This is a genomic window from Candidatus Baltobacteraceae bacterium (assembly GCA_036489885.1).
Classification (GTDB): Bacteria; Vulcanimicrobiota; Vulcanimicrobiia; order Vulcanimicrobiales; family Vulcanimicrobiaceae; genus JAFAMS01.
Map to the genome: position 1 here is coordinate 168,377 of DASXEW010000003.1, position 12,641 is coordinate 181,017.

Genomic DNA, 12,641 nt, shown 5'->3' on the forward strand with positions numbered 1-12,641 from the left:
TCTGCGAGACGAGGCGGCATTCAGCGTACGCTGAGATCGGGAGAGACCGAAAAATTGCCGCCTCGCCTCTGTGCGAGGCGGTTTTGTTTTATGGGGTTGACGTGATGCTGGCTGCTCAGAAAATCAAGGATGTTCCAAATCTCGGTTTACGGACCGCCGGTATGACGATCGGTCTGCTCGGTTGCGGCGTGGTCGGCGGAGGCGTAGCTGCACGACTCCTAACGATGGAAACGCTGCTCGGAGTCCCGGTTCGGCTTGGCCGCGTGCTCGTGCGCGATCTGCACAAGGCGCGTCAACCTGAAGCCGTGATCCCGTTACTCACGACGGACCCGAATGACGTGATCGGCGATGAAAACGTGCACGTCGTTGTGGAAGCAATCGGCGGTGTCGAACCGGCGCGCTCGTTCGTTGAAACCGCTCTCCGCGCCGGCAAGCACGTCGTCACCTCGAACAAAGCGTTGATCGCAGCGCACGGCGCGGCGCTGTCGCTCATCGCCCAGCAAAATCATGCCGCACTGCGTTACGAGGCGTCGGTTGCCGGCGCGATTCCCGTCGTGCGAACGCTCAGCGAGATTCTCTCGGCCGAAGATGTCATCGAAATCGCCGGCGTGTTGAACGGTACGTCGAATTTCGTCGTCAACGCCATGCGCGACGGAAGTACGCTCGAAGATGCAATCCGGCGCGCGCAAGAAGCAGGTTATGCGGAGATCGATCCCAGCGATGATCTCGACGGTGTAGATGCCGCGCGCAAGCTCGCCGTCCTCGCACCGCTCGCATTTCGCTGCCGCATCAACGACGCGCAGATTCTGCGCACGTCGCTCCGCACGCTCAAGACCGAACATTTTGCCGATGCGCGCAAGCTTGGCGCGGCAATCGTGCCGCTGGCGCTGATTCGGCGCAGCGGCGAGCGCATCGAAGCAATGGTTTCGCCGGTGCTGGTGCCGGAGGATCACGAGTTCGGGCGCTTGCGCGGGCCCGAGAACGTGGTGCGCGTGCTAGGCACCCATTCCGGCACATTGCGATTTTCGGGTCACGGTGCGGGCCGCAGCGCTACGGCTTCGGCCGTGCTAGCCGATCTGGCCGAGATTGCGCGCCGTCGTGCTCGCTGGCAAGCGCAATCCGTCGCTCCGATCGACTTTCGTGAAACTACTCCGCGTGTGCCGGCGCTTTCGCGACAGGGCGATCTGCCCGTGTTCGAGTTCGAGGCCTAGCTCGAAGACTGAATCGCAAAACTGTACGTTTCGCCGAGTAGCATCGAAAACGGCGGACACCTGTAAACTGTGCTCTGATTTTGCACGCTCGCGGGACAAGTGACTACGAACCCTGTTTGGATCGTCGCGTTCGAACAATCGCCGAAACTGACGCACGTCTCGCCTCCACCGTAAATCTGCAACGATGTGCTTGACGATCCGTTCGGATACGAAAGCAACAGATCGCCCTTCATCGTAAGCGTTCCGTTTATGGGCTGCTGCGAAGAAGAAATGAAATAGACCGTCCAATACGCAATCGGAGCCGTCGTCGACGAACCCGACGTGGAGACTCCCGGCGTCGGCACACAATACGTCGCATTGAGCACAACCGACACGTTGCCCGGCATATTGCTTTGCGGGAACGAGACGGCTCCCGATGTCCCCTTACATGCCGGAAGTGGAACGTCCGTACCATTCGCCGACACGACCTGCGTGAGCGACTCCGCGCCCAACATTCCGATCGATAATTTGGGACCTGAAGCGTTACCACCGCATCCGGGCAGCAACAATGCAAGAACAATGCATATGCCGGCTCCCCTAGATAAGTGCATGGGCACCTCCGCAATTGCAGTTTACCAGCAAACGCCCAATATAACGCCTCTAGACTGTCGACACTTACGTGCGTGCGCGCACGGCGTAGGTCACCGTCAGCTGCGTGGTGAGCGTCACCATCGGTTGCGCGGACATGTCGAGCGCGCCGTTCTGAACGTTCTGCTGAACCGGGCACGCGCCGTATGTTGCTTCCGACGCGCTTAAGAGATCGCCGAGACCCACGCCCTCGTCGTGGGCGATCGCCTGGGCTCGGCGGTGCGCATCTGCTATCGCGGCAACTCGCGCTTGTTCTTCCGCAGCAGCGCAGTCTTGGAGCGCATAGCTTGCGCTTAAATTCTGAAACGCCAATCCGCTTACGTTCGCAACCGACGTCATTACATTCTGATACGTGGCTGCGAGCTGCGCAGCGGGAGCCGGGCGGGCCGACCCGTTGATCGTCAGCTCGATGGCTTGGTTTTGCGCATAGATCGGTCCGACGTCGCGCGAGAGCGTGTTCACATCAACGCCTGCCTTCGCGAATGCCTGCGTAACGGTATCGATCTGCGAGAGCAATGCATCCATTGAGGATGGACGCAAGCTGAATCGCGCCGTGAACCGAAGCACGTCAGGTCGCAATCGAATCGACGCCCGGCCGATTACGGTTATCCCGCCGGCCGATGAACTGCTCGGCACTGAAACGCCGGCTCTGACGATCTGCCCCGAGGCGCTTGCCGTCGAGGCCAACAACAGTAAGGAAGCCATGAGTAATAGGCGAGCTCTCATACTTTTTCTCCCGATGGGTAGTATAGTCAGTACGTCATGGAACCGCGGCACTTCGATCAGAAAGACGAGGACACGAACGAGGCCCCGTGGGGTCCCGAGCGTCGCGTCAAGAAGCAAGATTTCGTGAAACCTGGGCTTCGCGAAGCGATCGAACGCTATCGTCTAGCACGTGCGGCGCGGCACGGCCGAGGTACTCCTGACGAACCGTTGGGGGCAATCGAGCCGATAGAACCGATCCATCCCGTCCGCAGCATCCGAGAACGCGGCATCTGAGCCCGCTGCTCTCTGAAGAGCGCGCACTCGTCACGGGCGTCGCGTCCGGAATCGGACGCGGAATCGCGCGTGCGCTTCGTGCTGAAGGCGCACAGCTCGCCGTCGTCGACATCGACGCCGAGCGCGGCGGCAACGTCGCCTCCGAAATCGGGGCGACGTTCATTCAAGCCGATCTGTCGACAGATGCCGGCGCACGTGGCGCATTCGATGCTGCGATGAACGCGCTCGGAAGAATCTCGATCTTTGTCCATTCCGCCTCACCGCCGCGCCGCGAGTCACAAACGGTGCTGAACGTAACCTCCGATGAATGGGACGCGATGGTGAACATCAATTTGCGTTCCGGTTTCGCGCTCGGTCAGGCAATCGCAAAACAGATGATCACCGAACAAATCCGCGGCAAGATGTTGTTCGTGACGTCGCTCCACGCCGAATCACCGCGCAATCTCCCGCACTACAGTGCGGCCAAAGCCGGCGAGACGATGATCGTGAAAGAACTTGCGCGCGCGTTGGGCCCTCACGGCATTCGCGTCAACGCAATCGCACCCGGCGCTATTCCGGGCGGCGGATTTGCAGCCGACACCGCTGCGCTCGAAAAAATGATCGCACTCGGCCGCACCGGTACGCCCGAGGATATCGCTTCAATGGCAGTTGCGTTACTGTCGGATCGTTTTAGCGCGTATGTTACCGGCACGACCGTCGTCGTCGATGGCGGCCTTGCGCTCTACAACTGGATTCCCGCGCCGAGAACTTAGGCTCCGTTGCGCTCCGGCCATTGCGGCGGGCGCTTTTCAACGAAGGCGCACATGCCTTCTTGGGCGTCGGCGGCGAGCGCATTCATACTCATGACTTCTTTCGCGTAGGCGTAGGCTTTGGGTTGATCGAGATCGATCTGCGCGTAGAACGCCGCTTTGCCGAGTCCGATCACGAACTTGCTGGCCTCGGCAACTTTGCGCGCGAGTGCGAGCGCCTCATCATGAAGCTTATCTTTCGGCACGGCACGATTGATGAGGCCCCACTCAGCAGCCGTCTTCGCATCGACGAACTCGCCGGTGACGAGCATTTCCATTGCACGCTTGCGTCCGATTGCGCGCGTGAGCGCGACCATCGGCGTCGTGCAAAAGAGTCCGATCTTCACGCCCGGCGTCGCAAACTTTGAATCGTCGGAAGCAATCGCCAAATCGCAGCTGGCGACGAACTGACATCCCGCCGCCGTCGCGATCCCGGAAACTTCCGCGATGACGGGTTGCGGGATCTGCTGGATCTTCTGCATCAGATCGCTGCACACGTCGAAGATCTCGCGATAGGCGCTGACGTCGCGGCCGATCATCTCGCGAATATCGTGACCGGCGCTAAACACCGGCCCTTCGTGCCGCACCAGAACGGCGGCAATCGAATGGTCTCGCCCGATGGCGTCGAGCTCGGCGATCAACGTCCGCATCACCTCGAGTGAAAGCGCGTTGCGCTTCTCGGGACGATCCAGCGTAATTTCGGCGATTCCGTCCTCCACGACGGTGCGGCGTACGAACGTGCGAGCGTCGGCGATCATGTCAGCCCTCCGCTGCTACTATACACCAAGATCGGGCGCTCGATCCAATACGTGATGGCGCTTGCGACGAGGAGCCCCGCGACGATCGAGAGCACAAATGCCGTCGCCGGCGCGAGCCCCGCATTGTGCAGCCAGACTGCGATCTCGAGGTTCCAGAGATATAAGTTGTAGGAAATCACCGAGAGAAATACCAGCACCGGCGTCGCGATCGTGGCTCGCCACATCTTGCCCGAGAACGCAGTCGACACCGCGATTGCAATGCACAGCGGCCCGATCAGGATCCGGTGCTCGTTAACCCACGCGTAGGTCGCATCGATACCGGAACTTTGATCGATCGCGCTGACCTTGGCGAGCCCGGCGATCGCGATCCCGACGAGTACGACGGAGATCGCGGTAAGCGTCGAGCGATTCAGCTTGGCATCAACGCGCCGCACGACGACGAACGCATACGCAGCGAACATACCCGCGCCGAAGATGTCGATGTACGCCGGCAATTGATTGAAGGCCCAGAACGTGGTGTCCATGTGCGTCGCCGTCAACGCGCCGCGAAAGCACTCCGCGACAATCGCCATGACGCCGTACGTCAAGAGCGGCCGCTTTCGGAACGGAATACAGATCAGCGGGAAAAGGAAATAGAATTGCACCTCGACGCCGATCGTCCACAGCGGACCGCTGATCGCACCGAACGTGTCGGGATCGAACGTGTGCAAGAACGTCAGATGGCTGAGCAGCGCGACAAGCGCGTCGGGCGTCGAGGCGAAGCGATCGCGATAGACGATCGTGAAAATGAACAGAGCGAACAAATAGGACGGCAGAATCTTCGCCGCGCGCCGCAAGAAAAATCGGCGCGTCGTCGGCATCGGCTTTTCTTCGCTCAGGGCCCTGGCATAGGGATAAAACAAACAGAAACCGCTGATGAAAAAGAATAGATCGACGCCTAGAAACCCGGCCTCGGCGATGAAGTTGATCGCGCCGGCCGAGAGACCGGATACCAGCCACACGTGATACCAAACGACGAGCGCGATTGCGAGGCCGCGCAGCCCGTCGAGAATCTGCAATCGTTCACCAGGTCCCGGCACGGGCGTGTCGTTCCCACGAAACGCTGTTTTCTAAGGTTGGGAGCTACTGCTTGGCGGCGACCGGAACGGGTTGTTGCCCGCTTACTTGCTCGAGGGCGCCCAGCCATGCGCGCGCGACGTCACCGTATCCGTCGCCACCGCTCGGATGAATGGTATCGGGAAAGTGCGTGCTGTCGCGCGGTACGGCGTCTGCCATCGCATTCGCAAGCGTGATGCGCGCGCCGCGGATTGCGTATGATGCGACGATCGGTCTAATACCATCGTTGAACGCCGTCAAATCACTAGTTGAAACAATTGGACTCGCAACAACCGGCGCGACGATCACGCGCACGTGCGGATCGATGCTGAAAATTTCACCGAGCAATAAATTCATCGATTCGAGCACGTTCGGCATCGTGTATCCCGGGACGTGATGCGTTAGGCGAATCAAATCGTTCGTGCCCGCCATCAATAAGATGACATCGGGTTTCTCCCGCGTCATCGCGCGACGGGTTAGCGCTCCGTAGAGCTGCCCCGGTCCGGGATCGGCGGGAAACGAGCGCAACACGTAGCCGGGCCACCCGTCGTGCTCGCGGTTCGCGATCGCGGCCGAATAGTCGTGACGCGTTCCAACAAATTCCGCATTGATGCCGTTGTGCGACAAGAGCGTGCCGAGCGTGCCTCGATAGCCGCCTTCGGACGAAGGGCCGCCACCCGCGGAAACGCCGGCTGTTATGGAATCGCCGAGCGCCATGATGCGCACGGGCGCATCAGCAATCGCGGGCTTTACAAGAAAGCCAGCGGTTGCCAGGACAACGAAGAAGGCGGCGAGGCTGAAGACGCCTCTCCAAAGCAAGATCACGCGAGAATACACTTTCTTCCGAGATAACGTGCTTCTCCTTACAAACGTCCCATTCGAACGTGCGCGAGCCCGTTAAGAGTGGGTAAACCGCAGTAACCATGCGCCGTTTTCAGATCATCCTCGCTGGGATCGTCGCGGCGCTCGTCGTCGTTGTCGCTGTAATTTTCTTTGCGCACGATGCCGTTGCCAAGGGTGTCGTCGAAGCATTCGTGCGTTCGTACGGTTACCGCGTCAGTTTCGAACGCTTCGACATCGGGCTGCGCAACGCGAAAATCGCGAACATACGCGTGCAAAATCTTGCGGGCGAGCCCGTGCTTACTGCAGATCGCGTCTATCTGCGCTATTCGCTCATGGACTTTGCTCGCGGCAAGCGACGGTTCGGGCTCGAGAACGCGACGATCGAGCGACCGTACATCACGCTGATTCATCACGCCGACGGAACCTACAACGTCAAACCAATCTCGTTGCCGCGCGGTCCGCAAAAGCAGCAGCCGCCGCTGTGGATGCGCTTCAAACTGCAAGGCGGCACGGTTGCGATGATCGACGACTACAGCATCGCACCAAAGGCGCGGCATGAAGAGCTGATCGGAATCAACGCCGACGCCGATCTGGCCCCGAATCGCCGCTCTTCCTATAATGCACGTCTCGCGATTGCGGTTGGCGGGCGGCGATACCCCGTCTCGGGCTATGCCATCTTCGATGACCCGGAAGGTTTCGAGTCTGCGCACTGGACTGCTGCCGATCTTCCGGTTGCGGAGCTGCTCGATTTCGCGATCCCGACGCACCAAGTCAGCATCTTGAGCGGCGATCTGCACGGCATCGACTTCCGGATGTTCAGCCTGCAGGATCGCGACGGGTCGTTCCACGCGCACGTCGCCGGTCACGCGACTCTCCAAGACGCAAACATCTCGGCTGCTAGTTTGCGCGAGCCCCTGCGCAACGCCCACGGCGATCTCTTGATCGGTGACGATGTGATGACGATGCCGCGCCTGGATGCGAGGCTGGCCGGAATCCCGGTGGCTGCCGCCGGCGGCGTTTACGATTTTGCGAATCCGAAGTTGCGGTTCGGGATCTCGATCGCGGCGCCGCTCGGGCGCTTGCGGACCGTCGCGGCCCAAATCGCGAACCGTCCAATCAGCGGCAAGCTCGCACTTACGATGCTGGCCGAAGGGCACGCCGAAAATCCGCTCGTTCTTGCGACGTTCTCGTCGCCGGCGATTCACTATGCGAATCTGAGCGCCACGCGCGCGCACGGTTTGATCGCACTCCAAGGCTCCGAACTCGACATCATCGATGCGGGTTTGCGCTACGGCCCGCTTGACGTCGGCGCGCGCGGAAGCGTGACGTTCGGCAAGCACATCGGCACGGAGCTGGTCGCGCGCGTGGCAGGCTCCTCAGATCAGCTCCCCTACGTTGCGCATGTCGTGCCGCATATGCCGCTGCGCGGCGTCGCCATACTGAGCGGCGTTGACCGCGCGGTGCGATTCGATGGCGTCGTCGACGGTGCGAACCGCACGCAACGCCTCACCGCAATTGCAAGCGTCGACCCGAACGGGGCCGGCACCGCGGGTCCGGTTACGATCGACGGGCCCTCCGGCGAGATGCTGTATGCGCGCGTCGCCCTCAACCGTCCATCGAACGAGAATGCCGTTTTCGTCGCGGCGCATCACTTCGTCGTGCACCCCGGCATCAATCCGACGTTACCCGGCCTCGCCTCCAAACCGTTCCCGTCGCTCAACGGCACACTGAGCACGCACGCCGTCGCACTGCAGCATGGCAAAGGTCTCGAATATCTGGGTGGTGAGGCAGCAGTCAGCTCGGCGCACGTCAACGATGTCGACATCGATCGAGCGCTCGCGCTCGGCGACTACGTTCGCGGCACCATGTCACTCTCGACGCTTGCCGACGCACGCGTCGATCGCACAAAAATCTCAGGCCACGCCGATCTTACGTACAGCGGCGATCGCTTGCAGATCGTGCGATCGGCCGTCTCACTCGGCGGCGGCATCGGCCTCGCAAATGGAACGGTAACCGGTTTGCGCTCCGGGCATCCGAACTACGACGTCGACGCTCAGATGCGCGAAGCCGACATCGCGCTGCTCACAAAAGCGGCCGGTCTGCATCTGCCGTATCCGGAAGGCTCGATCGACGCCGATGCGCGCGTGCGCGGCTCGGGACAGAATCCGTCGATTGCCGGCAACGTGACGATTCCCGCCGCGTCGATCAACGGGCTTGCGTTTTCCGGCCGGACGCGCTTCAGCGGAACGGTCTCGAATATCGTGACGAGCGGCGGAAAGATCGTCGTCGGTTCGACGCGACTGAACTTCGCCGCCAATGTCGGCGCAGCACACAGAGCGCTCAGCGTGTCGAGTAGTACCGTGAATCTCGCGGACTTCAACGATTACTTCGATGTGGCAGAAACGCTTGCGGGCGAAGGCTCACTCAAAGCCAACGTTGACGAAACGGACGCCGGTCTTGCATCGAGCGGACGGCTCACGATGGCCGGCGTACGCTTCCGCCATTTTTCGCTCGGAACGGCCAACGCGCGTTGGAACACCTCGGGAAGCCAAATCGCGGCAAACGGCACAGTCATCGGCAAAGGCGGCAGCGTAAGCCTGAATGCGACGGCGCAAGTCAACGACGGCGACCCATACGTCAACGCGAACGCGCGCATTCGCAACGTCGATCTGGAGACTTGGCTGCCGGCAGCCGGCATCAACATGCCGATACTCGGTCGCGTCGACGCCGATGCGATCGCAAAGGGACCGATTCGCACCGTTGCGATGAGCGCGAATGCAACTTTGCACAACGGCATCGTAAATCAGATTCCGATACAACGATTCACCGTCTCGGCGACCGCCGGCAACGGACGCGGGCGCATCGTCAGCTCCCAGCTCGAAATTCCCAACCTCGTTGCGGACGCAAGCGGCACGTTCGGATTTGACCAGGACTCGCCCGTCGATATGACACTGCACGCGACCAGCCCAGACGTCGGCGCGCTGGCCACGACGATCACGCATAAGAAGGTTACGTATCACGGCGCCGCCGGCACCACGCTGCATGCGACCGGCACGTTGAACGATCCGCGCCTCGACGACGTCGTCGATCTCACGCGCTTCACGTACAACAATTTCGAGCTGCCGCACGCGCATACCGAAATCGTCGCATACGGCAAGACAATTGACGTTCGCAGCGGTTCGGTAACGTTCCAGAAAGGCAGCGCCGATTTTGCCGCCCAGCTGCCGATCAGCGAAAATATCGATCCGCCGGTGAGCGGGCATGTCACGGCCAATGGGATCGATCTCGCGCAGTTTGCCCCGCTACTGCCGAAAGGCACGAAGCTCGGCGGCATGCTCGCGGGAAACGTGACGTTGAGCGGCACGAACGTGGCGCCGCTTTTCGGCGGAGCACTGGGTCTCACCAACGTTTCGTACTCTTCGCCGATCGAATCCACGCCGCTAACGCACGGCACCGCCAAGCTCGCATTTTCGGGGACCCGTGCGACGCTGAGCGACACGCGCTTCACCGTCGGCAAGAACGGCGCACTCGAAGCGCACGGCAACTTCAACGTTCCGAACCTGCGCGATCCAGCGCATGACGCAACGTACTACGTTGCGCTGTCCGCAACGCGCGCCGCCTTCAATCTGCCCAAATACTTCAGCGGTCAACTCGACGGCACGCTGTCGGCGGTCAAAGCCGCAACCGGCATTCCGCAGCTTAGCGGCACGCTCGCCTTATCCCACACGCGAATTCCGGCCGCTGCGGTCATCGCGCAAGCGCTCGCCAAACCCGGCACCGCGAAGCCGCCCGCGCTCGGACTCGACGTGAAGGTTGCGCTTGGGGGGGACGTGCGCGTGCAAGGCGCGGGCGTGGATGTCGGGGCGGCGGGTTCGATCGCTCTCGCGGGAACGCTCGCCGATCCGAAGATCACCGGCTCGATGACGTCGACCGGCGGCACGATTAACATGTATCGCGATTTTAATCTCGAGCATGCGGTCGTTGCATGGAACGGCAGCGGTGTTGTTCCCAACGTCAATGCGACGGCTACCACTCTGCTCTCGCAGCCCACAGCCGACGTTCGACTGCACGTGAGCGGACCAGCGACGCATTTGGATCTCAAGTTGACGTCGAACCCGCCGTACGATCAAGCACAGATCATCGCACTGATGATCGGCGGGCCGAGTCTGGCCGGGATCAACGGACTGCAAACGGCGAACGGTCCGCAACCGCCATCGTTCTTACAAGGTGCGGGACAAGGCTACATCAACGGTCTTTTCGCACGTAATTTGCTCGAACCGCTGCAGGGGAGCTTGGGCAGCGCACTCGGATTGCAGAACGTTCAATTGAACTACGATCTGGCCGGACAGGGCGGCTTCTCGGCGCAAGTCAAAAAAGGCATCGGGAACAACATGTCGGTTTTCTTTGCATCAACGTACGGCTTCCCGTCGCGTTCGACGTTCGGCGCCGACGAGCGCATCAACAATGATAGTTCTGTACGTTTCTCGATCTTCAGCACATACGGCGAAGAAGGCTTCGGATATTTTCCGGCCTACCTCGCCGCACAACCCGGTTCGAACATCTCGTTACAAGCCCAGCAACCGCTTGCGGGTCAGCAAGGCTTTAGCGTGAACTACGTGCGCCGCTTCAAATAAGTCGTCGCGGATTTCCGCGTGACACTTGTCGGTGCGGGCGTCGCATTCGGCAACGCGCCTGCGACGGGCCCCGCGACCGGCGAGCCATTCACGTTGCCCGTATTATTGTAGACCGGCGTTGCATCGTGCCCGCCGGCGGTAGCCGTGCCGCCGCCGGCCGCGCCCCCCGTCGTCGCGGAGCCGTTCGCGCCACTATTCGATGTCGCTAACGTACCGTTGTTCACGAAGATTGCCGGACCCGCGGCAGCTCCACCGCCGCCGTCGGCATTATTCGAATTGTCGCCGTTACCACCATGGATCGTCGAAAGCGAGCCGCCCGCACCGGCGGTTCCGTTTGCAGCAACTAAACCCTGACCGGCACCGGCGCCGCCGCCACCGGGACCGCCCGCTCCCCCGGACGTACCCGTCTCGCCGGCCCCGTTCGCGTCGCCTCCGCCGCCTCCGCCGCCGCCGAAGCCGCCGGCCGCGCCCGGTCCGAGATTGAGGCCGCCGCCCCCTCCGCCACCGCCAAAGCCACCGGCGCCGCCCGCGCCACCAGTGCCGGTCGAACCGGACGCACCTGCGGTGTTTCCGGCGTAGGCACCACCGCCGAGCCCAGCCACCCCGCCGAATGCGCCGCCGCCGCCACCACCGCCGAAGCCGCCGGCGCCGCCGTTCACCACGCCACCAGCCGCACCGGCACCAAGAATGCCCCCGCCGCCGGTGCCTCCGCCGGTCGAGATGCTGTCACCGGCGCCGCCGAGGCCGCCGCCCCCACCGCCGCCATTGCCGGTCCCCTGAGATCCCGATCCGCCGGTGCCGCCGGCCGCGCTGCAATTCAAGAAGTAGTCGTTCACGACGCTGACCGTCGCGCCGGCTTTATTGACGAACAATCCACCGCCGAGGCCGGCTCCGCCGCCACCGCCGCCACCGAGGGAGCTGCCTGCTCCGCCTGCGCCACCGTTCGCCGCAGCATTCTGAATTTGCAAATTCTGCAACGTCACGCTTGCGGTGTCGACCCAAAACGCGCGATACGTGCTCGCACCGTCGATCGTTATGTGACCGAAATAACCGCCGTCGATCGTGAGATTTTGAATGATCGGCGGCAACGGACCGGCGAGCGTTATCGTGCACACCGGGCTGCTGCACATCGCCGTGTTATCAAAAACGATCGTGCTTCCCGCAGCCGCGTTCAAAATCGCATTACGTAAATCGCCGGCAGCGCCTGCGCCGCTGCCCGCGGGATTTCCCGGAACCGTATCAGTCCCAAGCGTGACGACAACGGCACCGGTGTTCGTCACCGTGAATGTTTGCGCGGTTGTCGTTCCGCCCACAGTCGTCACCGTAACATTGTGCGTTCCCGTCGAGGCTTCCGCATCGACAAAGAAATCTGCCGTGATCGAAGTTGCGCTGTTCACCACCACGTTACTTGCGGTAATTCCGCCGCTGCTGACGTTGATCGTCGCACCGCTCATGAAATTCGCTCCGGTGAGCGTTTCGTTCACGTTCGTTCCGATCAACGCGCTCGTCACACTTAGCGACGTTAATCCCGGTATTGGCGTCGCAGTGGGCGCGGGAGACGGCGACGGCGTCGGCGTGACAAGCGGAAAGACGCTCGGATTACCGCCGTGTCCTCCGATGCAGCCGCTGATCGCAAACGTCAGCGCGAATATGAAAAGCAGAGCTCGGGGAGAACGCATCTCCCCG

General features: G+C 61.7%; 10 protein-coding genes. 4 read left to right on the plus strand and 6 right to left on the minus strand.

Going from position 1 to position 12,641, the window contains the following annotated elements:
• Positions 1-83 precede the first annotated feature (83 nt).
• Positions 84-1,211, plus strand: coding sequence for a homoserine dehydrogenase (locus tag VGG22_06755; protein HEY1728053.1), 1,128 nt, complete (start codon positions 84-86; stop codon positions 1,209-1,211).
• On the opposite strand, the gene VGG22_06760 is transcribed toward VGG22_06755, so the two are convergent.
• Together VGG22_06760 and VGG22_06765 are read right to left on the minus strand one after the other, a co-directional pair.
• On the minus strand, positions 1,208-1,705 hold the full coding sequence (locus tag VGG22_06760; GenBank protein ID HEY1728054.1) for a hypothetical protein: 498 nt from the start codon (positions 1,703-1,705) through the stop codon (positions 1,208-1,210). The genes VGG22_06755 and VGG22_06760 overlap by 4 nt on opposite strands.
• Positions 1,706-1,865: 160 nt before the next feature.
• Complete coding sequence (locus tag VGG22_06765) at positions 1,866-2,564, minus strand: SIMPL domain-containing protein (protein ID HEY1728055.1); 699 nt, start codon at positions 2,562-2,564, stop codon at positions 1,866-1,868.
• Between the two features lie 36 nt (positions 2,565-2,600).
• Between VGG22_06765 and VGG22_06770 the strand changes: the two genes are divergently transcribed.
• Both VGG22_06770 and VGG22_06775 read left to right on the plus strand, forming a co-directional pair.
• Entirely contained in the window at positions 2,601-2,837 is a 237-nt protein-coding gene (locus tag VGG22_06770; GenBank protein HEY1728056.1) for a hypothetical protein, read from the plus strand.
• Between the two features lie 5 nt (positions 2,838-2,842).
• The gene (locus VGG22_06775) at positions 2,843-3,589 is read left to right on the plus strand and encodes an SDR family oxidoreductase (GenBank protein HEY1728057.1); all 747 of its coding nucleotides are present in this window, start codon (positions 2,843-2,845) and stop codon (positions 3,587-3,589) included.
• Here VGG22_06775 and VGG22_06780 read toward each other — a convergent pair.
• From VGG22_06780 to VGG22_06790, 3 genes are read right to left on the minus strand one after another with little or no spacing between them, the layout of a single operon-like run.
• Entirely contained in the window at positions 3,586-4,383 is a 798-nt protein-coding gene (locus VGG22_06780; GenBank protein ID HEY1728058.1) for an enoyl-CoA hydratase, read from the minus strand. The two genes, VGG22_06775 and VGG22_06780, sit on opposite strands and share 4 nt — an antisense overlap.
• On the minus strand, positions 4,380-5,462 hold the full coding sequence (locus VGG22_06785) for an acyltransferase (protein HEY1728059.1): 1,083 nt from the start codon (positions 5,460-5,462) through the stop codon (positions 4,380-4,382). The genes VGG22_06780 and VGG22_06785 overlap by 4 nt, the downstream gene beginning before the upstream one ends.
• A gap of 43 nt (positions 5,463-5,505) precedes the next feature.
• Positions 5,506-6,303, minus strand: coding sequence for a GDSL-type esterase/lipase family protein (locus tag VGG22_06790; protein ID HEY1728060.1), 798 nt, complete (start codon positions 6,301-6,303; stop codon positions 5,506-5,508).
• A 98-nt stretch (positions 6,304-6,401) separates the two neighbouring features.
• On the opposite strand from VGG22_06790, the gene VGG22_06795 reads away from it, so the two are divergent.
• On the plus strand, positions 6,402-10,955 hold the full coding sequence (locus VGG22_06795; protein ID HEY1728061.1) for a translocation/assembly module TamB domain-containing protein: 4,554 nt from the start codon (positions 6,402-6,404) through the stop codon (positions 10,953-10,955).
• On the opposite strand, the gene VGG22_06800 is transcribed toward VGG22_06795, so the two are convergent.
• A complete protein-coding gene (locus tag VGG22_06800) occupies positions 10,934-12,634 on the minus strand; it encodes a hypothetical protein (GenBank protein ID HEY1728062.1) in 1,701 nt (566 codons plus the stop codon). The two genes, VGG22_06795 and VGG22_06800, sit on opposite strands and share 22 nt — an antisense overlap.
• Positions 12,635-12,641: the final 7 nt, after the last annotated feature.

What these genes read in the sequence shown, in the direction of transcription:
- VGG22_06770 (HEY1728056.1), top strand. Translation starts at nt 2,601, where the DNA reads ATGGAACCGCGGCACTTCGATCAGAAAGACGAGGACACGAACGAGGCC.
- VGG22_06765 (HEY1728055.1), bottom strand. Translation starts at nt 2,564, where the DNA reads ATGAGAGCTCGCCTATTACTCATGGCTTCCTTACTGTTGTTGGCCTCG.
- VGG22_06795 (HEY1728061.1), top strand. Translation starts at nt 6,402, where the DNA reads ATGCGCCGTTTTCAGATCATCCTCGCTGGGATCGTCGCGGCGCTCGTC.
- VGG22_06780 (HEY1728058.1), bottom strand. Translation starts at nt 4,383, where the DNA reads ATGATCGCCGACGCTCGCACGTTCGTACGCCGCACCGTCGTGGAGGAC.
- VGG22_06800 (HEY1728062.1), bottom strand. Translation starts at nt 12,634, where the DNA reads ATGCGTTCTCCCCGAGCTCTGCTTTTCATATTCGCGCTGACGTTTGCG.
- VGG22_06760 (HEY1728054.1), bottom strand. Translation starts at nt 1,705, where the DNA reads ATGTTGGGCGCGGAGTCGCTCACGCAGGTCGTGTCGGCGAATGGTACG.